Origin of the sequence: Streptomyces sp. NBC_01571 (assembly GCF_026339875.1) — a bacterium.
Taxonomy (GTDB): domain Bacteria; phylum Actinomycetota; class Actinomycetes; order Streptomycetales; family Streptomycetaceae; genus Streptomyces.
Window position 1 is genome coordinate 4,341,915 of the sequence record NZ_JAPEPZ010000001.1, and the last position, 24,632, is coordinate 4,366,546.

At 72.3% G+C, this 24,632-nt stretch carries 18 protein-coding genes; 12 read left to right on the forward strand and 6 right to left on the reverse strand.

The genetic code is table 11. From position 1 onward, the window contains the following. The first annotated feature begins 79 nt into the window (after positions 1-79). From OHB41_RS19460 to OHB41_RS19475, 4 genes are all read left to right on the forward strand, one after another. A complete protein-coding gene (locus OHB41_RS19460) occupies positions 80-2,347 on the forward strand; it encodes a bifunctional glycosyltransferase/CDP-glycerol:glycerophosphate glycerophosphotransferase (RefSeq protein ID WP_266699496.1) in 2,268 nt (755 codons plus the stop codon). 126 nt (positions 2,348-2,473) lie between these two features. Continuing rightward, a complete protein-coding gene (locus OHB41_RS19465; RefSeq protein WP_266699497.1) occupies positions 2,474-4,663 on the forward strand; it encodes a bifunctional glycosyltransferase/CDP-glycerol:glycerophosphate glycerophosphotransferase in 2,190 nt (729 codons plus the stop codon). 1 nt (position 4,664) lies between these two features. Beyond that, on the forward strand, positions 4,665-6,890 hold the full coding sequence (locus OHB41_RS19470) for a bifunctional glycosyltransferase/CDP-glycerol:glycerophosphate glycerophosphotransferase (protein ID WP_266699498.1): 2,226 nt from the start codon (positions 4,665-4,667) through the stop codon (positions 6,888-6,890). A gap of 8 nt (positions 6,891-6,898) precedes the next feature. After that, positions 6,899-8,212, forward strand: coding sequence for a hypothetical protein (locus tag OHB41_RS19475; RefSeq protein WP_266699499.1), 1,314 nt, complete (start codon positions 6,899-6,901; stop codon positions 8,210-8,212). Between the two features lie 118 nt (positions 8,213-8,330). Here the strand turns inward: OHB41_RS19475 and OHB41_RS19480 are convergent, their stop codons facing one another. Beyond that, complete coding sequence (locus OHB41_RS19480) at positions 8,331-8,744, reverse strand: organic hydroperoxide resistance protein (protein ID WP_266699500.1); 414 nt, start codon at positions 8,742-8,744, stop codon at positions 8,331-8,333. A gap of 126 nt (positions 8,745-8,870) precedes the next feature. Here OHB41_RS19480 and OHB41_RS19485 point away from each other — a divergent pair, with 126 nt between their 5' ends. Next, entirely contained in the window at positions 8,871-9,380 is a 510-nt protein-coding gene (locus OHB41_RS19485) for a MarR family winged helix-turn-helix transcriptional regulator (protein ID WP_266699501.1), read from the forward strand. On the opposite strand, the gene OHB41_RS19490 is transcribed toward OHB41_RS19485, so the two are convergent. Beyond that, the gene (locus tag OHB41_RS19490) at positions 9,366-10,970 is read right to left on the reverse strand and encodes a glycosyltransferase family 39 protein (RefSeq protein WP_266699502.1); all 1,605 of its coding nucleotides are present in this window, start codon (positions 10,968-10,970) and stop codon (positions 9,366-9,368) included. The two genes, OHB41_RS19485 and OHB41_RS19490, sit on opposite strands and share 15 nt — an antisense overlap. Positions 10,971-11,078: 108 nt before the next feature. On the opposite strand from OHB41_RS19490, the gene OHB41_RS19495 reads away from it, so the two are divergent. The 3 genes from OHB41_RS19495 to galE all read left to right on the forward strand — a co-directional run bounded on the left by OHB41_RS19495 (position 11,079) and on the right by galE (position 15,088). Then, positions 11,079-12,347 (forward strand): glycosyltransferase 87 family protein, encoded by a 1,269-nt coding sequence (locus OHB41_RS19495; protein ID WP_266699503.1) that lies wholly within the window; start codon positions 11,079-11,081, stop codon positions 12,345-12,347. A gap of 54 nt (positions 12,348-12,401) precedes the next feature. Next, positions 12,402-13,997: a glycosyltransferase family 2 protein gene (locus OHB41_RS19500; protein WP_266699504.1), complete on the forward strand. Its 1,596-nt coding sequence runs from the start codon at positions 12,402-12,404 to the stop codon at positions 13,995-13,997. 101 nt (positions 13,998-14,098) lie between these two features. Continuing rightward, a complete protein-coding gene (gene galE / locus OHB41_RS19505; protein ID WP_266699505.1) occupies positions 14,099-15,088 on the forward strand; it encodes a UDP-glucose 4-epimerase GalE in 990 nt (329 codons plus the stop codon). A 52-nt stretch (positions 15,089-15,140) separates the two neighbouring features. On the opposite strand, the gene OHB41_RS19510 is transcribed toward galE, so the two are convergent. Next, a complete protein-coding gene (locus OHB41_RS19510; protein ID WP_266699506.1) occupies positions 15,141-16,094 on the reverse strand; it encodes an oxidoreductase in 954 nt (317 codons plus the stop codon). A gap of 99 nt (positions 16,095-16,193) precedes the next feature. Here OHB41_RS19510 and OHB41_RS19515 point away from each other — a divergent pair, with 99 nt between their 5' ends. Then, positions 16,194-16,808, forward strand: coding sequence for a TetR/AcrR family transcriptional regulator (locus OHB41_RS19515; protein WP_266699507.1), 615 nt, complete (start codon positions 16,194-16,196; stop codon positions 16,806-16,808). A gap of 34 nt (positions 16,809-16,842) precedes the next feature. After that, positions 16,843-17,778 (forward strand): ADP-ribosylglycohydrolase family protein, encoded by a 936-nt coding sequence (locus OHB41_RS19520; protein ID WP_266699508.1) that lies wholly within the window; start codon positions 16,843-16,845, stop codon positions 17,776-17,778. Positions 17,779-17,892: 114 nt separating this feature from the next. Here the strand turns inward: OHB41_RS19520 and OHB41_RS19525 are convergent, their stop codons facing one another. After that, positions 17,893-18,549, reverse strand: a complete 657-nt coding sequence (locus tag OHB41_RS19525; RefSeq protein ID WP_526024940.1) for a TetR/AcrR family transcriptional regulator — start codon at positions 18,547-18,549, stop codon at positions 17,893-17,895. Positions 18,550-18,722: 173 nt separating this feature from the next. Here OHB41_RS19525 and OHB41_RS19530 point away from each other — a divergent pair, with 173 nt between their 5' ends. Together OHB41_RS19530 and OHB41_RS19535 are read left to right on the forward strand one after the other, a co-directional pair. Then, positions 18,723-19,637 carry an ABC transporter permease gene (locus OHB41_RS19530; protein ID WP_266699510.1) on the forward strand — a complete coding sequence of 305 codons (915 nt, stop codon included), beginning with the start codon at positions 18,723-18,725 and terminating at the stop codon, positions 19,635-19,637. 4 nt (positions 19,638-19,641) lie between these two features. Continuing rightward, complete coding sequence (locus OHB41_RS19535; protein ID WP_266705995.1) at positions 19,642-20,454, forward strand: ABC transporter ATP-binding protein; 813 nt, start codon at positions 19,642-19,644, stop codon at positions 20,452-20,454. Between the two features lie 53 nt (positions 20,455-20,507). On the opposite strand, the gene OHB41_RS19540 is transcribed toward OHB41_RS19535, so the two are convergent. Together OHB41_RS19540 and OHB41_RS19545 are read right to left on the reverse strand one after the other, a co-directional pair. After that, on the reverse strand, positions 20,508-21,659 hold the full coding sequence (locus OHB41_RS19540; protein WP_266699511.1) for a glycosyltransferase: 1,152 nt from the start codon (positions 21,657-21,659) through the stop codon (positions 20,508-20,510). After that, positions 21,656-24,574 (reverse strand): bifunctional glycosyltransferase/CDP-glycerol:glycerophosphate glycerophosphotransferase, encoded by a 2,919-nt coding sequence (locus tag OHB41_RS19545; RefSeq protein WP_266705997.1) that lies wholly within the window; start codon positions 24,572-24,574, stop codon positions 21,656-21,658. Before OHB41_RS19545 ends, OHB41_RS19540 begins: the two co-directional genes overlap by 4 nt. Between the last annotated feature and the right edge of the window lie 58 nt (positions 24,575-24,632).

Genomic DNA, 24,632 nt, shown 5'->3' on the forward strand with positions numbered 1-24,632 from the left:
ATATGCCACATCTGGCGTAACCAAGTCACCCCTTCGGCCGTTGCCGGGCAGTATGCCCGCGCCGACCCATGGATGTCCGTTGCCCAGGTTCAGTGTCATCGTCCCCGCGTACAAGGTTCAGGCGTACCTGCACGAATGCCTCGAATCCGTGCTGGAGCAGTCCTTTCCCGACCTCGAACTGATCGCCGTCGACGACTGTTCGCCCGACGCCTGCGGCGCGGTCATCGACGAGTTCGCCGACCGTGACGCCCGCGTCCGTCCCGTGCACCTGCCGCGGAACGTGGGCCTGGGACACGCCCGCAACGCGGGGCTCGAACAGGCCACCGGCGACTACCTGGTCTTCCTGGACGGCGACGACACCCTCGCACCGGGCGCCCTGCACGCCATCGCCGACCGGCTGAAGGAGACCGGCGAACCGGACGTCCTGGTCTACGACTACGCGCGCACCTACTGGTCGGGCGAGGCGGTCCGCAACCAGTTCGCGGCGCAGCTCACCGAGGAGGGCCCGGCGCCGTTCCGGCTCGACGACCGGCCGGGGCTGCTCAAGGTCCTGATGGTGGTGTGGAACAAGGCGTACCGGCGGGAGTTCGTCGAACGGGCGGGCTTCACCTTCCCGCCCGGGTACTACGAGGACACGCCGTGGACGTACCCGGTGCTGACCTCCGCCGGGACGATCGCCACCCTCGACCGGGTCTGTGTGCACTACCGCCAGCGCCGCCAGGGCAACATCCTCGGCACCAGCAGCCGCAAGCACTTCGACATCTTCGCCCAGTACGACCGGGTCTTCGCGCACCTCGACGCGCACCCGGAACTGGAGCACTGGCGCCCGGTCCTGTTCCGCCGCATGGTCGACCACCTCTCGACGGTGTTCACCAAGCGGGGCCGGCTGCCGCGCGGCACCCGCGCCGAGTTCCTGCGCGCGGCCCGCGCCCACTACCGGCGCCACCGTGCGCCGGGCGCGCCGGTCCGCCTCCGTACCCGCGTCCGGCACGGTCTGGTCCGGCTCGGCAACCACCGCACGTACCGGCTGCTGTCGCTGGCCTCGCGCGTTCACAAGAGGACGCTGTGCCGCACCAAGGAACTGCTCCGCAGGGCGCGCGGCGCGGCGCTCCAGTTCCACTACCGGGTGCAGCTCCGCCTCCCGCTGCGCGCCGACCGCGCCGTCTTCTCCAGCTACTGGGGGCGCGGTCACGGCTGCAACCCCGGCGCCCTGGAGTCCGCGTTCCGCGATCTCGCGCCGCACATCCGCACCGCGTGGATCGCGCACCCCGAACACCACCACACGGTCCCGCCGTCGACGCGCCGGCTGCGGCCGGGGTCGGCCGGGTACTGGACGGCGCTGGCCCGCTCCAAGTACCTGGTCAACAACGTCAACTTCGACCGCAGGCTGGTCAAGCGGCGCGGCCAGATCATGATCCAGACCCAGCACGGGACCCCGCTCAAGCACATGGGCCTCGACCTGCAGGACCGCCCGGCCGCCGCCCGCGGCACGGACTTCGCCGAGCTGTTGCGCAGTGCCGACAAGTGGGACTACTGCCTGTCCGGCAACCGCCACTCCACCCTGGTGTGGGAGCGCGTCTTCCCCGCCGCCTTCACCACGCTGGAGTACGGTCTGCCCCGCAACGACGTGTTCCACCGGGCGACTTCGGCGGACGTCACACGGCTGCGCGAGTCCCTGGGCATCCCCGCGGACACCGTCGCGGTCCTCTACGCGCCGACGTACCGCGACTACCGGCGCACCCAGCGCCTCACCCTCGACCTGGAGCGCGTCCTGCGCCGCCTCGGCCCGCGTTTCGTCGTGCTGACCCGCGCCCACCACGCGTACGCGGGTCCGCTCACCGCCGTCCCCGGGGGCCGGATCATCGACGTCTCAGACCACCCGAGCGTCGAGTCCCTCTGTCTCGCCTCGGACGCGCTGGTCACCGACTACTCGTCCCTGATGTTCGACTACGCGGTCCTCGACCGGCCGATCGTGATCCACGCGGACGACTGGGAGGCGTACGAGGCCTCCCGCGGCACCTACTTCGACGTGCGCGCCTTCCCGCCGGGCGAGGTCGCGCGGAGCGAGGACGAACTGATCGACATCTTCGCGGGCGGACACTGGCGCGGCTCCCGCTCGGCGCAGCTGCGGGCCACGTTCCGCGAGCGCTTCTGCCCGTACGAGGACGGGTTCGCCGCCGAGCGGGTGGTGCGCCATGTCGTGCTGGGCGAGAGCGGCGGGCTGCCGCGGGCCGTCCCGCTCGCCGAGCGCCGCCCGGTGCCGCCGGCCGCCCAGGACCACCCCGTGCCGTCTCTCGCCACGGTGCCCGCGCCGGGTTCTCCCGTCCCCGTCACCGAGACCCTCTGAACCGGAGCAGGCATGCCCTCCAGCCCCTCCCGGCCCACACCGTCCCGGCCCGCCACCTGGCGCCCCGCCGGTCGGCCGGGGCGATGACACCCCCAGCCCTCAGCTCCCTGTGAGAGAAAGAGCAGAATGCCCCGCTTCAGCATCATCGTCCCCACCCATGGAGTCGCCGGGCGGCTGGCCCTCGCACTGGACTCGGTCCTCGGCCAGTCCTTCGGCGACTTCGAGCTGATCACGGTCTGTGACGCGCCGGACTCGCCGGCGGGCGAGGTGGTCGCCGGGTACGCCGCGCGCGACCCCCGGGTCGTCGCGGTGCACTCACCGCCGTCGGACGGGCTGAGCGCGGCGCGCAACACCGGGATCACGGCGGCGGCCGGCACGTATCTGCTCTTCCTGGACGGTGACGACGTCCTGGTGCCGGGCGCGCTGGGGGCCCTGGACGGCGGGCTCCGCGAGGAGACCGACGTCCTGTACTTCGCGCACGAGCGGGTCCACTGGTGGGAGGTCGAGACCAGCACGCCCCCGCTCCCGCGGACACCCGAGGGGGTCTTCGCGCCCGACCGGGCACCGCGGCTGACCGGTGTGCTGCTGCCGGCCTGGAGCGCGGCCTACCGCCGGGCCTTCCTGCGCGAGCGTCATCTCTCCTTTCCCCAGGGCCACTTCACGGACCTGGGCTGGGGCGGTCTGGTGAACGTCGCCGCCGAGCGGATGGCGGTGCTGCGCTCGGTCCTCGTACGCCATCTGCTGCGCCGGCAGGGCAGCCGGCTGAACGAGCCGGGCGAGCACCAGTTCCACCTGCTCGACCAGGTCGACCTGGTGCTCGGGCGGGCCGCCGGACAGGGGCTGTCCGAGGAGCGGACGAGGGCGCTGTTCACCGACCTCTTCACGGCGGTGCTGAAGTCGGCGGCCCATCCCAGGCGGCTTCCGATGAGCCGGCGCCGGGCCTTCTTCCGCCGTGCGGGCAGGCTCTACCGACTTCACCGCCCGGCCGGGTTCCGCCCCCCGGCGGGCCGGATCGGGGTGCAGCACCGGCTGCTGGCGGCCGGTGCCTACAGCGCCTTCCGTGCGCTGCGCGGTGCCAACCAGCGGCTGCCGAGGCTCTGGGGAAAGGTGCCGCGCCCCCGGCTGCTGCGCACCCGCACGCGGTACGCCGCGCAGCTGCGCCGCCCGCTGGACGAGAACCTCGCCGTGTACTGCGCCTACTGGGGCCGCGGCTACGCCTGCAATCCGGCCGCTATCCACGCCAAGGCCCGTGAACTCGCCCCGCACATCCGGGGGGTGTTCCTGGTCGAGGCGGACGCGGTGGACGGGCTGCCGGCGGGCGTGGACCACGCGGTGATCGGCAGCGCCCGCTCCTGGGAGGTGCTGGCGCGCGCCAAGTACCTGATCAACAACGCCAATTTCGCGGACGGCGTCGTCAAGCGCCCCGGCAGTGTGCATCTGCAGACCCAGCACGGCACCCCGCTGAAGAAGATGGGCGTCGACCAGTCGACGTACCCGGTGGTGGCCGCGGCGACCGGCAGCTTCGCCAAGCTGCTGACCCGGGTGGACCGCTGGGACTACAACCTGTCCTCCAACCGGCACTCCACGGAGATGTGGGAGCGGGCGTTCCCGGGCACGTACGAGGCCCTGGAGTACGGCTATCCGCGCAACGACGTCTATTGCACGGCGACCGCCGAGGACGTGGCCCGGGTACGCGCGGAGCTGGGCGTGCCCGAGGGCAGGACCGCCCTCCTGTACGCGCCGACGCACCGGGACTACAGCACGGGATTCGAGTCCCGGCTGGACCTGGAGGCGTTCTGCGAGGAGATCGGCGACTCCTTCGTCGTGCTGCTGCGCGCCCACTACTTCTACGACGACGGCGGCCGCGCGGGCAGCGGCCGGATCATCGACGTGACCCGGCACCGCTCCTCGGAGGACGTCTGTCTGGCCGCCGACGCGCTGATCACGGACTACTCGTCGATCATGTTCGACTACGCCAACCTCGACCGTCCGATCGTCGTGTACGCGGACGACTGGGAGGTGTACCGGGACACGCGGGGCGTCTATTTCGACCTGCTCGAGGCGCCGCCGGGGCCGGTGGCCCGTACCCCCGAGGAGCTCGCACGGGTGTTCCGCGACGGCTCCTACGCGGACGGCTCCTCGCGGTCCCTGCGGGCCGGCTTCCGGGAGCGGTTCTGCGCGTTCGACGACGGGCAGGCCGCCGAACGGGTCGTCCGCAGAGTGCTGCTGGGCCAGCCGCCCGAGGCGGTCCCCCCGGTGATCCCGCTCGCCGAGCGCCTGCCGGCTCCCGCCGCGTCCACCCTCGTAAGGAGCTGACGTGCCCCGCTTCAGCATCATCGTCCCCGTCTTCAAGGTGCAGGGGTTTCTGCGCGAGTGCCTCGACTCGGTCCTGGAGCAGTCGTACACGGATCTCGAGGTCATCGCCGTCGACGACTGCTCGCCGGACGGCTGCGGCGCGATCCTCGACGAGTACGCGGCCCGCGACCCGCGCGTGCGGGTGCTGCACCTGCCGCGGAACGTGGGCCTCGGTCGGGCCCGCAACGCCGGAATCCCGTACGCCGGCGGGGAGTTCCTCTTCTTCCTGGACAGCGACGACACGCTCACGCCGGGCGCCCTGCGCGCCATCGCCGACCGCCTCGACGAGATCGCCGGCACCGACGGCCCCGAAGGCCCCGATGTGCTCGTGTTCGACTACGCGCGCACCTACTGGTGGGGCGGGACCCGCCGCAACGTCCTCGCCCATCTGCTGTCCGAGGCGGGCGACGGCACCTTCCGGGCCGCCGAGCACCCGGAGATCCTCGAACTGCTGATGGTGGTGTGGAACAAGGTCTACCGCCGCGAGTTCGTCGAGCGGGAGGGCTTCACCTTCCCGCCCGGCTACTACGAGGACACGCCCTGGACCTTCCCGGTCATGCTCAGCGCCGAGCGGATCGCCACGCTCGACCGGATCTGTCTGAACTACCGGCAGCGGCGCCAGGGCAACATCCTGTCCACCACCAGCCGCAAGCACTTCGACATCCACGACCAGTACGAGCGGGTCTTCGCGTTCGTGGACTCCCGCCCGGAGCTGGCGCGCTGGCGCCCGTATCTGCACCGCAAGATGGGCGAGCACTGTCTCGACATCCTCGCCAAGCCGGACCGGCTGCCCGCCTCCGACAAGGGCGAGTTCTTCGAGCGGACGGCCGCGCTCTTCCGCCGGCACCGCAGCGGCCCCGTGCCGCCCGAACTGCGTGTCCTGCTGGGCGGTTACGCGCGTTACCGGGCCGGGCGGCAGGCGGCCCGGGCCGGCGGGGAGCTGGCCCGGCGCGGGCAGCAGGCGCGCTCGGCCGCGGTCACCCGGATCAAGCGCGGCTGGTCCGCGGCGCACGGACTGCGGCCGCTGGACCCCGGCCTGGCGGTGTACTCGGCGTTCTCGCACCGCGGGGTGCTCGGCGACCCGGGTGCCGTCTACCGCGCGGCCCGTGAACTCGCGCCGCACATCCGGGGGGTGTGGGTGGTGCGCGCGGACCAGGTGGCGCTGCTGCCGCCCGGTGTCGAGCACGTCACCCCGGACTCGCTCGACTACCGGCGGGTGACCGCGCGGGCGACGTACTTCGTCAACAACGTCAACTGGCCCGGCTCCCTGGTCAAGCGCGAGGGCAGCGTCCACATCCACACCCACCAGGGCACACCGCTGAAGTACATGGGCGCGGACCTGCTGGGCAAACCCGGTGCCCGGTACGGCTTCGACGTGCCGCAGATGCTGCGGCGCGCGGACCGCTGGGACTACAGCCTGGTCGCCAACCGCCACTCCGAGCTGGTCTGGGACCGCGCCTACCCCTGCCACTTCACCTCGCTGCGCACCGGCAGCCCCCGCAACGACCTCCTCGTGCGGGCGCGGCCCGGGGACGGACTGCCGGTCCGGGCGCGTCTGGGCATCCCGGCCGGCCACCGGGTGGTGCTGTACGCGCCGACGCGCCGCGACTACGTCCGGGGCGGCCACGTCGAGCGTGTCGATCTCGCCCGGTTCGCCGACGACCTCGGCGAGGGCCACACCCTCGTCGTACGTCTGCATCCCTCGCTGGCGGACGGTCCGGCGCGCGGGGCGGGTCTGTCCGAGCTGCACCGGCGCGGGGTCGTGGTCGACGCGACGGACGAGCCGCACGTCGAGGAGCTGATGCTCGCCTCCGACGTGCTGGTCACGGACTACTCGGCCCTTCTGTTCGACTACGCCAACCTGGACCGGCCGATCGTGGTGCACGCCGACGACTGGGGCGCGTACGCGGCGAGCCGGGGCGCGTACTTCGACATCACGGCCGACGCACCGGGTCATGTGACCCGCTCCTACCGGGAGCTCGCGCGGTTGTTCGCGTCCGGGGCGTGGCGGGACGCGGAGTCGGCGCGGCTGCGCGCCGGGTTCCGGGCGCGGTTCTGCTCGTTCGACGACGGGCGGGCCGCCGAGCGGGTGGTGCGGACGCTGATGCTCGGTGAGCACGTCGAGGGAGCGGCGCCCTCCGTCCAGGTGCCCGCGCAGGCGGAGCACGACGTCCTCACCTCGTCGTGAGCGCCCCGGTGGACGTTCTACCGTTTTCCAGGCCCGCGCGGTTCTGGGTGATCGTCCTGGCCGCCGTCTTCGCCGTCCTGCAACTCGCGAACGTGACCGGCCGGGACACCCCCGACAGCAAGAACTACCTCTCGTACGCGCTGAGCCTGGGCGGCGCGGGCAAGCACGAGGCGGCCGCGCTCACCATCGACTACGTCTGTACCGGCAGGGCCTCCCTCGCCCGCCGTGACCAGAGCGTCGACGTGCTGCGCTTCCACGCGCCGAGCCCCACCCGGCGGGTCTTCGAGGAGTGCCGGCGCGAGCAGTGGCAGGGGGTGTCGAAGCGGCTGCGGGCCGGGCAGACCTCGGGGCACACGGTGCCGTTCATGTCGGCGCGCTTCATGCGGATCTTCGAGGCGCGGCCCGGGTATCCGGCGCTGCTGGCCCCGTTCGTCACGGTCCTCGGGGTGACGTGGGGCGTGTGGGTGTCGAGCGTCCTCGTCACCGTCGCCGGGGGCGTGCTCGCCTTCCTCGTGCTGCGCACCCTGCGCGCCCCCACCGTCGCGGCCCTCACCGGGCAGGCGCTCTTCTACGTCCTGCCGTGCGGCACGACCGCGATGCGTCCGATGACCGAGGGCCTGCTGCTGGACCTGACGCTGGCCGCGCTGTGGGGCTGCGCGCTGGCGCTGGAGGGCCGTGCGCGGGCCGGGACCCTGCTGGTCGGGGGCTCGCTGGCGGCGCTCTTCACGGTGAAGCACTCGCAGGCGTTGTTCCTCGGGCTGTGTCTGACGGGCGCGTGCGCGGTGATCGGTGTGCGGCGCAGGGGTCTTCGCCGGCCGCTGCGCGGGCTCACGCCGGCGCTCAGGGGGATCGGCGCGGTGGCGGCCGGGGCGGTCGTCGTCACGGTCCTCGCGGCGCGGGCGCTGCGCTACCCGTCCGAGTCGGAGAGCCTCCAGGACCTGCTCACGGGGCACTTCGCCGTCCCGGACCGCACCCGCCTGTGGCCGGAGTTCCTGCATCTCGAAGCCGACTTCTGGGTGGAGTGGCTGCGCCGCGAGCTGTGGGAGCCGTTCGTCCTCGCGGCCCTGGCGGCCGGGGCCTGGGGGGTGGGGCGGCGGCGTCCGGCGTTCGCCGTCCTCCTGCTCGCGGGCGCGCTCACCGGCGTCCTCAACCAGGCCGGGCATCCCGACATCACCATCTACGGGGACCGGCTGATCGTGCTGGTGTGGGTGCTGCCGGTGGTGGGGCTCCCGCTGCTGCTGGAACAGGCCGGCCGACCACGGGTGCGGGGCCTGGACACGGTGCCGGGACCGCTGCGCACGGACACCAGGGTCACCCGATGAGGTGAAGCGCAGGGGGCGCGGGCCTGTCCGACGCCGCGGGGCGGCGAGGGCCGGGCGCACGGAACACCCCGTGCCCCTCGCAGGCGCGGGGCACGGGGTGGGGTCGCACGGCGCGGTACTACTCGACGACGAGCTCGACCGGGATGTTTCCGCGGGTCGCGTTGGAGTAGGGGCAGACCTGGTGGGCCTGCTCGACCAGCTTGCGGCCGGTGGCCTGGTCCACGGAGTCGGGGAGCTCGACGCGCAGCGTGACGGCGAGGCCGAAGCCCTCGCCCTGCTTGCCGATGCCGACCTCGCCGGTCACCGCGGCCTCACTGACGTCGACCTTCGCCGCGCGGCCGACGAGGCCGAGGGCGCTGGCGAAACAGGCGGCGTAACCGGCGGCGAACAACTGCTCGGGGTTGGTGCCCTGCCCGTTGCCGCCCATCTCCACCGGCACGGCCAGCTGGAGGTCGAGCTTGCCGTCGGAGCTGACGGCACGACCGTCACGGCCGTGGGTGGCGGTGGCGACAGCAGTGTAGAGCGCGTCCATGGAGACCATCCCTCTCAGGTGAATGTCCTGTCGTGAGCGGCCGGTCCGGCCGCCTCACGGAGTTGATTAGAGCACGCAATTCAATTGCACACAACTTAGTGATGGGCGAGAAGCTATCCTGTAGGCATGACCGCCATGCCTACCCCGCGCCCCCAGGCCCCGTCCGACGGGGACTACCTCCGTCTCGACCAGCAGATCTGCTTCTCCCTGAACGCGGCGTCGCGCGCCTTCGGCGGCGTCTACCGGGTGATCCTCAAGGACCTCGGGCTGACCTACCCGCAGTACCTCGTGATGCTGGTGCTGTGGGAGCACGGCGAGCTGCCCGTGAAGAAGGTCGGCGAACACCTTCGGCTCGACTCCGGGACCCTGTCGCCGCTCCTCAAGCGGCTGGAGACGGCCGGTCTGGTGCGGCGTGAGCGCAGCGCCCTCGACGAGCGCTCCGTGCACGTCCACCTCACCGACGAGGGCACCGCCCTGCGCGAGCGCGCCCTGCAGGTGCCACGCCGGATCGCCGCCGCCACGGGTTTCGAACTCGGCGAGATCCTCGACCTGCAGTCCCGCCTGGACCGGCTGACGGCCGCGCTGGACGACGCGGCCCGGAAGGAAGCGCCGGACCCCGCATCAGGCCGGCACTAGACCCGCGCCAGATCTGCGCCAGACCGGCCGGAGGGCGGTCCCCGGATCGTCCGCCGACGGGCTGCGCACATACAGGCGCAGGGTGATGCCCCGGCGCGCGTATTGCTCGCGCAGGGTGAACTCCGCACCGATCACGGCGAGTTTGACCCGCTCGGTCGGGGTGTGCGGGTGCCAGCCCGGCCGCAGCGCGAACGGCGCGGCGACCAGCCACACGTGGTCGAGTCCGGCGAGCCTGCGGCGCAGTTCGGCAGGGCCCTCCTCCTCGCCGTACAGCGTCCCGGAGGCCGTCGCGGAGGCCCGGAGCGCGACGTCCCGTGCCCCGCGGAAACCCTTCGGATAGGCGAGCGCGGACCGCCGCGCGAGCGAGGGAAGGAACAACACCGGGTCTCCGGGGCGCAGTTCGCGCCCGGCGGCGGCGGAGACGGCGGCGAGGTTGTCGGGGCGCCGGCCGGGGGCGCGGTCCTGGCACAGCAGCGGGAACTGGGCGGTGAGCGCGAGCGCGACCGCGAGGACTCCGGCGAGGGCGGCCACCGGCAGCCGCGTCCTCGTCCGCGCCGTCCACGGGGATCCCGCCCCCGTCCACCGCACCCACGGCCGTGCCACCGCCCGCGCCAGCCGGTCCGTCCCGGCGGCGGCCAGCAGCGGCGCCCCCGCCAGGGAGTAGAGGACGTACCGCTCGTCGTACAGCGGCCAGAAGCGGGAGACCGTGATCAGCACCGCGGGCGGAAGCACCATCAGTGGCGCGGCGACCGCCGCGAGGGTCACCTCCCCGCGCGGCACCGGCCTCAGCACCCCGAGGACGATCAGGAACAGGTAGGGCACGAAGACCGGTTGCGTCGGTCCGGCGAACTCCCGCAGCAGCCGGTCCACGCTCTCCCAGTCCGGCGCCGTCAGCCACGCGACCTGCCCGGACTGCCCGTGCGAGACCAGGACCAGCGGCGACAGCACCAGCACCGCCCCTCCGGCCGCGCGCCCCCAGCGCCGCCAGACCCGGCGCGACAGCCGGGCCGAGGCCAGGGTCGTGGCGTGCGCGAGCAGCAGGAGCACCGCGAACTCGTGCAGCAGACAGGTGACGGCGACCGTCGCGCCGTACCCCCACCACACTCCCGTCCCCGCCGACCGCACACCCCTGACCAGGAGCAGCGTCGCCCCCGCCGCACCCGCCGCGACCAGCGCGTACGACCGGCCCTCCTGAGCGAAGTGCCCGGCCATCGGGGTGACGGCGTACAGCAGCCCCGCCCACAGGCCGACCCGCGGGCGGCACAGACGGACGCCGAGAGCGGCGACGAGGCCCGCGGCGGCGGCGGCGCCGCAGACCGAGGGGAGCCGGAGCGCGACCTCACCGGGGTCGGAGGCGAGGACGGCGTGCATGAAGAGGTAGTACAGGCCGTGCACCGCGTCCACGTGGTGCAGCAGGTGCCAGATCTGCGGAAGCGAGCGCCGCGCGACCTGGAAGGTGGCCGCCTCGTCGCGCCACATGCCGCCGCGGTCGAGCCCCCAGAGCCCGAGCGCGAACATGACGAGCACGGGCAGCAGGACCGCCACGACCTCCGCGACGACCACCGGACGGCCGGCTCCGGACCGCTTCATCAACACCCTCACCGTGAGACCGATTTAATACTATTAGCCAACCTTTAAAGGGTCCTGACGGCGTATCGCCGCCCCTGAGGCATTCAGGAAGCTTACGATCCGGCATTGATGAGCGTTTACCTGAGCCCCCGACACCGCCTGCTCTCCCTCGCCGCGGTCTGGGCCGTCACCCGCGCCCTGATGCTGTGGCTGCTCGCGCACGACGACCTCGCCGTGCTCGGCGGCGGCGGGGTCTCGCGGGAGGTGAGCCATCTGTACTTCCGCTGGTACGGCGTCCTGTCGCACGGCGCCTGTCCGGTGGGCGACCGGCTGTGGCAGTACCCGCCGGGCGCGGGCGCGGTTCTGCTCTCGCCCGCCCTGCTGCCTGGCCTGACGTACCCGCAGGCCTTCGTCGCCCTCACGCTCCTCGCGGACGCCGTGATCGCCGTGGCACTCGTGCGCGCGGGTTCCCGGGCGGGCCGCAGCCTGCGGGGCGCGACGCTGTGGACGCTGGGCCTGCCGCTGCTGCTGCACGTGCCGCTCGCCCGCTACGACGTACAGGTCACGGCGTTCGCGGTGATCTCCCTGCTGGCGCTGCCGCGTTCCCCGCGCGCGGGCGGCGTGTTCGCCGCGTGCGGCGCCCTGGTGAAGGTCTGGCCCGCACTGGCCCTGCTGGGCACACCGCGCGGCCGTACGACCCGGGAGGCCTGGACGTCGGCGGCTCTCGCGGCGGCCGTCCTGCTCGCCGTCCTCACGGCGGCCTTCAGCGACCCCTTCGACTTCCTGCGCCAGCAGGGCGGCCGGGGCGTGCAGATCGAGTCGCTCGGCGGCACGGTCCTCGGTTTCGCGCGCCACGCGGGCTGGCAGGGCAGCGTCCGCTACCAGTACGGCGCGATGGAGTTCGTCGGCCCGCACGTCCCCACGGTCGCGGCGGCCTCGCTCGCACTCACGGTCGTCTGCTTGGGGCTCCTGCTGCTGTGGCGGGTGCGCGCGCGCCGCTGGACGCTCGCCACCCCGAACGACGCGGCGCTCGCCGCCGTGCTGCTGTTCACCGTGACCAGCCGGGTGATCAGCCCCCAGTACATGGTGTGGCTGCTCGGCCTGTCCGCCGTCTGCCTGACCTCGCGTCACACCACCCAGCGGCCGGTCGCCGCACTGATCGTGGCGGCGACCGCGGTCAGCTCCGTGGTCTACCCCGGTCTGTACGAGGAGGTCACCCGGAGCACCTGGACGGGCTGCCTGCTGATGCTCGTACGCAACGGTCTGCTGGCGACGGCCGCCGCGCTGTCCTTCACCCGGCTGTGGCGCTCCGGCCTCCCCGCGGCGCAACGACCCGAGCCCTCCGCGCCCGTCCGGGGCCCGCAGCCGGCTCCCACCGTCTCCCCGACCGGACACTGAACACCTCTCAACGGAACATATCTGCCATCACCTACGATTTCGGCCAGTGAATCCATGAAGCCTCAGCACGCGCAGGTCTGTGTCGTCGCCATCGGGTACAACGACGCCGCCCACGTGACGGACGCGGTGCGCTCGGCACTCGCGCAGGGCCCGGCCGTCCGGGAGGTGCTCGCGGTCGACGACCGGTCGACCGACGGGAGCGCCGACCTGCTCGACCGCCTCGCCGCCGGCGAGCCGCGCCTGCGGGTCGTCCGCCGCCGGGAGAACAGCGGCGGCTGCGGCAGCCCCCGCAACGACGGCATCGACGAGACGACCGCCCCGTACCTGATGTTCCTGGACAGCGACGACGTGCTGCCGCCGGGCGCGGTCGACGCGCTGCTCGGCGCGGCCCTGGAGTGGCGCGCCGAGGTCACGGCCGGCCTGTGCGTACGCCGCGAACTGCCCTCCGGGCGCGAGACCCCGTGGCAGCGCGCGCTCTACGCCGAACCGGCCGTGCTCCCCCACCCTTCCCGACGGCCCCGCCTGGTCCACGACACCCTCTGCGTCAACAAGCTGTACCGGACCGACTTCCTGCGTGAGCACCGCGTCCGCTTCCCCGAAGGCCGCCACCCCTACGAGGACTTCGTGTTCACCGCGCGGGTGCTGGCCGCAGGGCCGCGCGTCGCGCTGATCCCCGACACCGTGTACGTCTGGCACGTACGGCGCACCGCCGAGCGGCTGTCGATCTCGCTCGACCGCGCCGACATCGACAACTGGCGGGCCAGGACCGAGGCCGGCCGGGCCGCCCACGCGATCCTCCTCGACGCCGGCGAGAAACGCCTCGCACGTGCCTCGCACGCCAGGTTCCTCGACCACGAACTGCGCCTCTACGCCCGCGAGCTGGAGCTGCGCACCCCCGCGTACCGGCGTGCGTGGTGGGACCTCACCCGCGCCCACCTGGAGTCGTTCGACGCGGCCGACCTCACCGTCGACCCGACCGCCCCCGGCCGCCTGATCGCCCGGGTCGTCCTGGCCGCCCCCGGCCCCCGCGACCTCCCCCGGCTCAAGGAACTCGCCGCCCGCCCCGCACGACTGCGCCCGCCGTACGCGCGCGCCGCCGACGGCACACCGGTCTGGTCCGACGACCTCCCCCAGGTGACGCTGGACCACCTCCTGCTGCGGCCGGCGCACGCGCTGCCGGCCGCCGTCGACGCCGAACTGCGGCCACGCGCGCGTGCGGCCCTGCTGCGACTGCGCCTGCACGACCTGTACGGGCGGATCGCGCAGGCCGGACCGGCCGCGGTGGACGTCACGTTCTCGCACCGGGAGGAGGGACGGACGGGCCCGAGCCTGAGGGTCGCCCTCGCGCCGGACCCGGACCGGTGCAGCTGGACGGCCGAGACACCGGTGGACCTGTCGGCGCTGGGCCACGGCACCTGGGACCTGCGGCTGCGGCTCCACTTCCGCGACGGCGCGCACCGGGACGTCAGCGCCCACGCGGTCGGCGGCCCGGGTCTGCTGCGCCGCCGCGCGGTCCCGGACACCCGGTACGGCGTGCTCCTGGTGCAGCCGTACCGCACCCACTCGGGAGCGCTGGCACTGCGGCTGGCGCCCGGATGGCGAGGAATGACCGAAGTGGTGCGCCGTCGCCTCGACCGCCTGCTTCACTGAAGGGCGACCATGTCACCGGTCCACGGCCACCCCGCCGATCCACGACCGGCGACACCGGCACCGGCACCCTCACCGGTCCACCGACGAGAGGACTACCGTCCATGACCTGGCTGATCACCGGCGGCGCCGGTTACATCGGGGCGCACGTCGTGCGCGCGATGCGGGATGCGGGCGAACAGGCCGTGGTCTACGACGACTTGTCCACGGGCATCGCGGAACGGGTGCCCGCGGGCGTACCGCTGGTGGTCGGCTCGACCCTGGACGCGGGGCTGCTGGCCCGGACGCTCACGGAGCACGCCGTCACCGGCGTGGTCCATCTGGCGGCGAAGAAGCAGGTCGGCGAGTCCGTGGACCTGCCGCTGCACTACTACCGGGAGAACGTCGAGGGGCTGCGGGTCCTGCTGGAGGCGGTGACAGCGGCCTCCGTCCGCTCCTTCGTGTTCTCGTCCTCGGCCGCGGTGTACGGGACGCCGTCGGCCGCCGCAGGGGACCTGGTGACGGAGGAGACCCCGTGCGTGCCGATGAGCCCGTACGGCGAGACGAAGCTGGCGGGCGAGTGGCTGGTCCGCGCGACGGGCCGGGCGACGGGCCTGTCCACCGCCTCCCTGCGCTACTTCAACGTGGCGGGCGCGGCCACCCCCGAACTCGCCGACGTCGGCGTCTTCAACCTCGTCCCCATGGTCTTCGAGAAGCTCACACAGAACGCGCCGCCGCGCGTCTTCGGGGACGACTACCCGACGCCGGACGGGACGTGCGTCCGTGACTACATCCACGTGGTCGACCTCGCGGAGGCCCATGTGGCCGCGGCCCGCGCGCTGGACGCGTCACCCGGCCGGGACCTGACCCTCAACATCGGGCGCGGCGAGGGTGTTTCGGTCCGCGAGATGATCGACCTGATCAACGCGGCCACCGGCTACGACCGCCCTCCGGTGACCGCGCCGCGCCGCCCCGGCGACCCGGCCCGGGTCGTCGCCTCCGCCGACCGCATCCGCGGGGAACTGGGGTGGAAGGCGCGGTACGACGTCCAGGACATGATCACTTCGGCCTGGGCGGGGTGGCTGCGGCTGCACCCGGAGGCCGCCCGCGCCTGACCCCTGCCGCCCCTTCCCGTCCGGGCCGGACGGGAAGGGGCGGACCCCGGCCTCAGCTCCCTGCCATGACCCTCCGCGCGGCCTCGCCCAGCCGGGGGAAGATGACGCCGGTCAGCTCCTCGGAGGCCCGCCACAGACGGACGGCGGAGACCGGGTCGCTGGCCGCGGCCGAGCGGCCGACGAGGGTCGGTCCGCCGCGCATCCCGCCGAACCCGTCCGGTCCGACATAGCTGGCGCCCGGCAGGTCCTGCGTGGCCGCGTACAGCGTGGGCAGCGCGCCGGCCCTGTTGTCCTGGGCGACGAACCGGTTGCCCACCGCCATCAGGACGCGGCGCACCACGCTGGCGTCGTGGCCCTGGAGACCGGTGGCGGCCCAGCCGGGGTGCGCGGCCAGCGCGCGTACGGGCGATCCCGCCGCCGCGAGCCGGCTCTGCAGCTCCAGGGTGAACAGCAGGTTGGCCAGCTTGGACTGGCCGTAGGCGGTGATGGGCGCGTACTCGCCCGTCAGGTTCAGGTTGTCGAAGTGCATGTGGGTGCTGCCGGGAATCCGGTGGGCCCCCGAGGACACGGTGACCACGCGGTCGGTGATGTGCGGCAGCAGCAGGTTGGTCAGGGCGAAGTGCCCCAGGTGGTTCGTCCCGAACTGCATCTCGAAGCCGTCCTTGGTGCTGGCCTCGGGGATGTTCATGACGCCCGCGTTGTTGATCAGAAGGTCGAGGTCGCCCCGCCATGACGCGGCGAACTCACGGACGGAGGCGAGGTCCGCCAGGTCCAGCCGGCGCACCTCGACGCTGCCGTGGACGGTCCGGGCGGCGGCCTCGCCGCGCTGCGGGTCCCGCACGGCGAGGACGACATGGGCGCCGGCCCGCGCGAGGGCGTCGACAGTGGCGATGCCGAGCCCGCTGTTGGCGCCGGTGACGACGGCGGTGCGGCCGGTCTGGTCACCGACGTCACCCGCGCTCCACTTCTTCTTGCTCTGCTCGACAGCCGAGTCCTTGGTAGCCATGCCTTCAATGTAGGCGTCGCCAACAATGATGTCAACGACAACAATGCTGGCGATGCCAACAATGTTGTCGCCGGTCACATACCGGATAGACTCCCGCCCATGCAGACCCGCCCCCGCCCCTACCACCACGGCGACCTGCGCGCCGCCCTGCTCGCCCGCGCCGAGGAGACCCTCAGGGAGAAGGGGCCCGCCACGCTCTCGCTGCGCGAGCTCGCCCGCGACCTGGGCGTCAGCCACGCCGCACCGAGCCGCCACTTCAAGGACAAGCAGGCCCTCCTGGACGCGCTGGCCCTGACCGGCTTCGAACGCCTGAGCACCACCCTGGCCGCCTCACAGGAGACCGCGGGCGACTCCTTCGCCGACCGCCTCGGCGCCCTCGCCCGCGCCTACGTCGGCTTCGCCACCGCCAACGCCGAACTCCTCGACCTCATGTTCTCCATCAAGCACGACCCCGCGGCCTCCGAAGCCCTCGTCCAGGCCTCCCAGGGCATGGCCGTACTCGCCACCCGGCTCATCGAGGAAGGCCGCCGCACCGGCGAGGTCCGCGACGCCCCGCTCGAAGCCATCGCCGTCCCCATGTTCAGCACCCTCCACGGCTTCGCCAGCCTCGCCGTCAGCGGCACCCTCCCCCCCGACACCCTCGACGCCGACCTCGACGACGTCATCGCCCACACACTCCGCGGCTGCGCACCCGACCACCCGACACCACACTGACCCACCCTCCCCGGACAGCCCGTACGCCGCCCCGATGACCGGACCCCGTGAACTCCGAGCCCTCGGCAGCGTCCTGGGCTCCGCCGTGGGCGACGCGCTCGGCGCGCCCTTCGAGTTCGGCCCCGAGGGCGCGTTCTCGGCACGCTTCCCGCAGCCCGGCCACGGCGGGGAGATGTGCGGCGGCGGAGGGTGGGAGCCGGGCGAGGCCACCGACGACACCCAGATGGCCGTGCTGGTCGGGGAGTCGCTGCTGGACCGGGGCGGTCTCGAACTCCCCGACGTCTTCCGGAGGTTCCAGCGGTGGGCGGCCGCGGAGCCCAAGGACATCGGCCTGCAGACCGAAGCCGTGCTGGGCAGCGGGGACCCCTGGGACCTCGCCGCCGGACTGCACTTCCAGGTGAGCCAACGGGCGGCGGGCAACGGGTCGTTGATGCGAGGGGCCACCTCCGCCGTGTACTTCGCGCGGCAGGGGCGGGACGCCACCATGGAGGCCGCCCGGCGCATCGCCGCGCTCACCCACGGCGACCGCGCGGCCTGGGAAGGCACCGCGGTGTTCCACGAGCTGGTCCGGGTCGCGCTGGACGGCGGCGATCCGCTCACCGCCGTACCCGCGACCCTGCGGGCCGTGCACCCGGACCACCGGGCCCGCTACGCCGCCGTTCTCGCCGACGACTGGCATCCCGACCGGGCGACCGAGTTCAACGGCGCCGTGTGGCCGTGCCTCGGCTCCGCCGTCTGGGCGCTGCGGAACACGGACTCCTACGAGGGTGCCCTCCGCGCTGCCGTCGACCTCGGCGGCGACACGGACACCGTCGCCGCGGTCACCGGCGGCCTGGCGGGGGCCGTGTACGGGGCGGACGGCATCCCCGGACGGTGGATCGAGCCGCTGCACGTGCCGCTGCCGGGTTTCGGCGGGCGGGTGCTGCGGGCGGCGGAACTGGGCGTACTCGCCCGGCGACTGGCGGAGTGAACCGGCCCCGGGGACCGGGGACCACGGACACCGGCACCACCGAGGCCGCGCGGACGGTGCGCGTCGGCACCACCGAGGCCGCGCGCATCCCCACCGCGTCGCGGTCCGGGCCCGCTACAACGCCCGCAGCGCCGCCGCCGTGGACCGGGCCAGGCTCGCCAGGTACCCCTTCGGCAGCTTGGGGCCGCGGACCACGACCGCGCGCCAGTACAGCGGCCCCGACATGAGGTCGAGCGCGAGTTCCAGGTCGATCCCCTCGTCCAGCTCGCCCCGCGCGGCCGCCGCCGCCACGATCCCGCTCGCCACTCCCTGCTGGCCCTCCCGCAGCGCCTTCTGCAGGGCCTCCGCGATGTCGGGGTTGCGCGCCGCCTCGGCCTGGAGGTCCGGGATGATCTGGCCGGCGACGGGGTGCCGCAGCGCCCGCGAGGTGACCTCGTACAGCAGACGCAGGTCGCCCTCCAGGGAACCCGTGTCCGGGGCGGGCAGCCCCTGCACCGCTATGGCGGAGACGAGGTCGAGGACCAGGTGCAGCTTGGAGCGCCAGCGCCGGTACACCGCCGTCTTTCCGACGCCCGCGCGACGCGCGATCCCCTCGATGGACATCCGGGCGAAGCCGACGGCCGCGAGTTCCTCGAAGACGGCGGCCCGGATCGCCTCGGTCACGTCCTCCCGCAGCACGGCCGCACCGGCGGGAGCCCTACGACGCGGGGCCTTCCCGGCAGCACTCTCCGCACTCGCGGCGGCACTCGTGGTGTCGGCGTTCGTCGTCATGCCGACCAGCATAGGCCGTAGCGACGAAACGGTTGCGTTCCGACGCTCCGAAGCTCTACGCTCCCGTTGCGACGATACGGTCCCGTCCCGACGTAAGCTGCTGGCAAAGACGCAGTGGGAAAAACGTCAAGGACGGGACCGCGCATCCCACCCCCTGAGCGAAAGCAGCGGATGTGAGCCAGGTCCTCCACACACCGCCCCCGACGCCGGTCCCCCCGGCCGACGATCCCGCGGCGCTCGCCGCCCGGTACGGCCTCAGCGTCAGCGGCGCGCGTCCGACCCTGCGCGAGTACGTCCGTCAGCTGTGGGCGCGGCGCCACTTCATCACCGCCTTCGCCACCGCCAAGCTCACCGCCCAGTACAGCCAGGCGAAGCTCGGCCAGGTCTGGCAGGTGATGAACCCGCTCCTGAACGCGGCGGTCTACTACTTCATCTTCGGTGTGCTGCTCGGCTCCAAGAAGGGTGTGCCGGACTACATCCCGTTCCTGGTCACCGGCGTCTTCATCTGGACCTTCACCCAGAGCTCGATCATGGCGGGCACCCGGGCCATCTCCGGGAACCTCGGCCTGGTGCGGGCCCTGCACTTCCCGCGGGCCGCGCTGCCGGTCTCCTTCGCCCTCCAGCAGCTCCAGCAGCTGCTGTTCTCGATGGTCGCGCTGATCGTCATCCTGCTCTGCTTCGGCGTTCCGGTGAGCGCGTCGTGGCTGCTCGCCCTGCCCGTCCTGGTGCTGCAGTTCACCTTCAACGCGGGCGTCGCGATGGTGATGGCGCGGATGGGCGCCAAGACCCCGGACATCGCGCAGCTCATGCCGTTCGTGCTGCGTACCTGGATGTACGTCTCCGGCGTCATGTGGAGCATCGACAAGGTGCTCAGCAAGGACGATCTGCCGCGCTGGGTGATGGTCGCGCTGGAGAGCAACCCGGCCGCCGTCTACATCGACCTGATGCGCTATTCGCTGATCGACAGCTTCCACGCCCACCAACTGCCGCCGCACGTGTGGGCGGTGGCGATCGGCTGGGCCGTGGTCGCCGGGGCAGGCGGCTTCATCTACTTCTGGAAGGCCGAGGAGACGTACGGACGTGGCTGACACCCTGACCAAGGAATCCGGCCTGCCGCAGGACGCGGTCTCCGCGGCGACTCTCATCCCCACCGTCGTCGCCGACGGGGTCGACATCGTCTACCGGGTCAACGGCACCGGCGCGGGGCGCGGCTCTGCCACCGCCGCGCTCAACCGCATGCTGCGCCGCAAGCAGTCCGAGAAGGCCGCGGGCGTGCGCAAGGTGCACGCCGTCAAGAACGTCTCCTTCACCGCCTACCGCGGTGAGGCCATCGGCCTGATCGGCACCAACGGCTCGGGCAAGTCGACCCTGCTGAAGGCGGTCGCCGGCCTCCTCCCGGTGGAGAACGGCAGGATCTACACCGACGGCCAGCCCTCCCTGCTCGGCGTGAACGCGGCGCTGATGAGCGACCTGACGGGCGAGCGGAACGTCTACCTCGGCGGGCTGGCGATGGGCATGTCCCGCGAGCAGATCAAGGAGCGCTACCAGGAGATCGTCGACTTCTCGGGCATCAACGAGAAGGGCGACTTCATCACCCTGCCCATGCGGACCTACTCCTCCGGCATGGCGGCGCGCCTGCGCTTCTCCATCGCGGCCGCCAAGGACCACGACGTACTGATGATCGACGAGGCGCTGGCCACCGGCGACCGTTCCTTCCAGAAGCGCTCGGAGCAGCGGATCCGCGAGCTGCGCAAGAGTGCGGGCACCGTCTTCCTGGTCAGTCACAACAACAAGTCGATCCGCGACACCTGCGACCGCGTGCTCTGGCTGGAGCGCGGTGAGCTGCGACTGGACGGGCCGACCGAAGAGGTCCTCAAGGAGTACGAGAAGTTCACGGGGAAGTAGGGGAAGCACACCGAGGCCCGGGCCGCGCAGGCCCGGGCCTCGGCGCTCCACCGCTAGCGCTCCAGGAACGCGAACAGCTCCTCCCACCTGCGCACGATCTCGTCCGTCGAGTAGCGCTGGATGTTGACGCGGGCCGCCTCGCCCATTCGGTCGCGCAGCCGCTTGTCGGACATCAGCGCGTCGAGGCGGCGGGCGAGTTCCCCGGTGTTGCCGCGGGTGGCGAGGAGACCGTCCTCGCCGTCGCGGACGATCTCGTGGACGCCGGGCGCGCAGTCGAAGGCGGCGCACGGGAGGGCCGCCGCCATGGCCTCCATGACGGCGAGCGGGAAGCCCTCGCCGCGCGAGGACAGCACGAAGACGGAGCCGCCCCGCAGTGCGCCCGGCACGTCCGTGGTCGCGCCCATCCACTCCACCGAGTCGTCGAGACCCAGGGCCGTGCACTGCTTCCTGAGGAGCTCCTCGTCCTCCCCGGAGCCGTAGATCCGCAGGCGCCAGTCGGGGTGGCGCGGCGCGACCTCGGCCCAGGTGTCGAGGAGCATGTCGATGCCCTTCTGGTCGGTCAGCCGGCCGACGCTGACCACCACCTTCGCGGTCCGGGGCGAGGGCACCTCGGGCATGAACGGGATCGGGTTCGGCATGAAGGACGCGTTGTCGAGGCCCTGCCTGATCCACAGGTCGGCGTCCTCACGGGTGAGCGTCAGCATCCGGTCGACGTCCCGGTAGTGCCGCCGCACCCGCCCGAAGCGCGAGGTCACCCGTGAGTAGGCGAAGGACTCGTGGCTCATGCCGATGACGGTCAGACCGGTGGTGTCGGCCAGTTTCACCCACTCCATCGCCCACACCTGGGTGACGATCACCACGGCCCCGGGGCGCGCGGACCGGAACAGCACGCTCAGCTTGGCGGCCTGCTCGCGCATCCCCGCCGCCCGTTCGGCACGCCGCCTGCGCTCGGCCACGTCGAGCCGCCCCCTGATGCCGCGCGCGGGGCCGACGCGCGGCGGGTGGACGTCGTACAACGTGAAGGTGGGGTACGGGAGTTCACCGAGCTCCTGGGGGACCTCGGGATCGGTGATGCCGATGACCTTCACACGGTGGCCGCGTTCGGTGAACAGCCGGGCCATCTGGTGCGACCAGCTGGTCACCCCGCCCAGCTCGTCGACGCTGTTGGAGACGAAGAAGATGTCCCGCCGGGGGTCCGCGGTCATGTGCGCCTCCAGTGGGCGAAGAACTGGTCGACGACGCTCTGCGCGGCGTTCCCCCGGTCGAACTCGCTGAAGTCGGCGGCGAACCGCTCGCGCTGGGCCGCGTACTTCACCCTCTGGTCCTCCAGCGACCCGAGGACTGCGTGGAGCTCGTCCTCGGTGCGGACGACCGGTCCGGGGGCCCGTTCGAGCAGGTCGAAGTAGGTACCGCGGTCCTCGTGCACGTACTCCTCGTAGTCGTACGTGAAGAAGAACATCGGGCGGTCGAGGAGGGAGTAGTCGAACATCACCGACGAGTAGTCGGTGATCAGGCCGTCGGCGAGGGTCAGCAGGGGGGTCACGTCGTGGTGGTCCGTGACGTCGATGACGCGGCCGCGCACGGACGGCGGGAGCACGACGTGGTTGAGGTAGTGCGAGCGGACGAGCAGGACGTACCGGTCGTCGAAGGCGTCGGCGAAGCGCTCCACGTCGAAGGGCAGCTCGAACCGCTTCCGCTTGCGCCCGTACTGCCGGAAGGTGGGCGCGTAGAGCAGCACCTCCTTGTCGGACGGAATGCCCAACTCGGCCGCCAGGAGCACCGGTTCGCGTCGGCCGCCGGACGCCTCCGCGCGCTTCCTGGCCCGTACCAGCGCGTCGTTGCGGGGGTAGCCCACCCGCAGCAGGGTCCGCTCCGGGAGCCTGAACGCCCGGGCGAGAGTGCGTACATCGTGTTCGGAGCGGATCAGGAACCGGTCGAAGCGGTCGAGGGTGCGCTGCTGTGCGGCCTGCGCGGCGCGGGACCTGACCTTCCACCCCGGTTCGTCGAAGCCCATGCGCTTGAGCGCGGAGCCGTGCCAGGTCTGCAGATACGTGGTCCCCGGCCGTTTGGTGAGCTTCAGCGGGTAGCTCTGGTTGTCGACCCAGAACTCGGCCTGTGCGAGCGCCTTGAGGTACGGGAGCGACCAGCGGCGCACCAGTGTGGCGTCGGCCGGGAAGCCGACGGGGCTGCCCGCGTACGCCCACACGGCCTCGAACTCCAGCCCCTGCCTGCGCATCTCCTCGTAGATGGCCTTGGGGCTGTCGCTGTACTGCCGGCCCAGGTGGCTCTCGAAGACGACGAGGCCCTTCCTGTGCGGGAGACGGCTGAACACCTCGTGGTAGAGGCGGAGTTTGGAGCGTCCTGAGGCGAGGTCCCTGCGCCGTGCCCTGACCTTGCGGTAGCCGGACTTGACGCGCCGTGCGGTCGTTCCGCGCATCCCGCGTCGCACCAGCTCGTCGGCCTTCTTGCCCGGGACCAGCCGGAAGGAGAGGTGTCCGCGCGCGGAGACCTCGGGCTCCATCCGGTCGGCCACCAGCCGGGTGAGACGGGGCCGCACCGGCAGCCGGCCGGCGGGCGGTCCGGCTTCGGCGGCGGTGAGCCGGGTCGTGGTCCGGGCACCGTCGACGTCGAGGTGGACGCGTACGTCCCACACGGCGTCCACGATGCCGATGGGCCGCAGACCCCTGGTGAGATTCGCCAAGGCCTCCCAGGCGATGGCTTCGCCCTCGTGCCGCACCTCAGCCACGGGGAAACGGAAGGTCTGGAAGCGCACCCCCTTGCGGCGGGCGTAGAACTCCAGCTGGGCGGAGAGCCGGGCGCCGGGCGGGATCACACCGAGCGGGTTGGTGATGCGGCCGGCCAGCCGCACGGTGCCGGCGTGCTCCTCGTAGAGGGTCAGCGCGTTGCGCAGGAACATCTTCTCGACCGGCTTGGTGTGGTAGCCCAGTTCGGTGACGTCCAGGACGTGCCGGCCGAAGGTGTCGTCCTCGATGTGCCGGGCGCACCAGTACACGCGTCCGGCGCGCTCGACGAGCGGCGAGGAGATCTTGTCGCGGTTGATGAGTGTGTCCACGGCGGGCAGCAGGTTGTCCCAGTCGCTCTCGTGGAGGAGGTAGGCGCAGATCGCCTGGATCGGCTCGGTCTCGTCGAAGGCGGCGCGGTCGATCGACTCCAGGTACGCACGGGCGATCGCGGCGAATTCCCGCCGGTACGCCGCGTCCCGGAACGGCAGCTCACGCAGGTGCAGGACCAGGTCGTGCTTGAGCCACTTGACGTCCTTGGCGAACTTCAGCTCCAGCAGGCCGTGCTGGGCGAGCAGCCGGTCCACCCGGCGGTGGATCTCCATGCGGTGCGCGAAGTTGGCGATCTCGTCACGCCGGTTGCTGATGGACCTCGCCGCCGTCATCCCCGGCCGGTCCACGATCCGCCAGTCGTAGACCCGGTTGGGGATGAGGGTGATCCGGCGGGCGGCCACGTACGCCTGGGCGGAGAAGAGCAGGTCCTCGTAGTGGATGCCGACCGGGAACTCCAGTCCCTCGTCCAGCAGGAACCGTCTGCGGTAGCACTTGTTGGTCGACAGGGTGTCGAAGACCAGCAGGTCGGGCAGTTCGGAGACGGACTCCAGGGTGCGGGTGCGCTCGTACAGCCAGGGGTACCACTTGACCTCCTTGCGCGTGCGCGAGTCGACGTGCACCCGTACGCACAGCCCGGAGACGAGGTCGGCGCCGGTGTTCTCGGCTGCCTCCAGCATGTTGCGGCAGGCGTTGCGCTCCAGGACGTCGTCACTGTCGAGGAAGAGGACGTAGTCGCCGCGGGCCTGCTGGATGCCGTGGTTGCGCGGGGCCCCGCAACCGCCGCTGTTCTCGGGCAGCCGGAAGACGCGGACCCGGTCCGGGTGGGCGGCGGCCAGCCGCTGCGCCGCCGGGTACGAGCCATCGGTGCTCCGGTCGTCCACGATGACGACCTCGACGCTCCGCAGCGTCTGGTCGAGTACGGAGTGCACGGCCGTGGGCAGCCTGTTCTCGTCGTTGTAGACGATCACGACCACGGACACGGCGGGTACGGCTCCGGTTCCGGTGGGCCCGGTCCCGGATGCGTCGGGCGCGCAGCGCTGATCCACTTTCACCCTGTCAAGGGTAGACATTTCCTATGAAATTACACAGGTGACTGCTCCATCC

Excerpts from the sequence above, each read along its gene's own strand:
- OHB41_RS19490 (WP_266699502.1), bottom strand. The coding sequence starts at position 10,970 with ATGAAGCGGTCCGGAGCCGGCCGTCCGGTGGTCGTCGCGGAGGTCGTG.
- OHB41_RS19510 (WP_266699506.1), bottom strand. The coding sequence starts at position 16,094 with ATGGCTACCAAGGACTCGGCTGTCGAGCAGAGCAAGAAGAAGTGGAGC.
- OHB41_RS19480 (WP_266699500.1), bottom strand. The coding sequence starts at position 8,744 with ATGGACGCGCTCTACACTGCTGTCGCCACCGCCACCCACGGCCGTGAC.
- OHB41_RS19485 (WP_266699501.1), top strand. The coding sequence starts at position 8,871 with ATGACCGCCATGCCTACCCCGCGCCCCCAGGCCCCGTCCGACGGGGAC.
- OHB41_RS19500 (WP_266699504.1), top strand. The coding sequence starts at position 12,402 with ATGAAGCCTCAGCACGCGCAGGTCTGTGTCGTCGCCATCGGGTACAAC.
- OHB41_RS19540 (WP_266699511.1), bottom strand. The coding sequence starts at position 21,659 with ATGACCGCGGACCCCCGGCGGGACATCTTCTTCGTCTCCAACAGCGTC.
- OHB41_RS19495 (WP_266699503.1), top strand. The coding sequence starts at position 11,079 with ATGAGCGTTTACCTGAGCCCCCGACACCGCCTGCTCTCCCTCGCCGCG.
- OHB41_RS19525 (WP_526024940.1), bottom strand. The coding sequence starts at position 18,549 with ATGACGACGAACGCCGACACCACGAGTGCCGCCGCGAGTGCGGAGAGT.
- OHB41_RS19520 (WP_266699508.1), top strand. The coding sequence starts at position 16,843 with ATGACCGGACCCCGTGAACTCCGAGCCCTCGGCAGCGTCCTGGGCTCC.
- OHB41_RS19465 (WP_266699497.1), top strand. The coding sequence starts at position 2,474 with ATGCCCCGCTTCAGCATCATCGTCCCCACCCATGGAGTCGCCGGGCGG.
- galE (WP_266699505.1), top strand. The coding sequence starts at position 14,099 with ATGACCTGGCTGATCACCGGCGGCGCCGGTTACATCGGGGCGCACGTC.
- OHB41_RS19515 (WP_266699507.1), top strand. The coding sequence starts at position 16,194 with ATGCAGACCCGCCCCCGCCCCTACCACCACGGCGACCTGCGCGCCGCC.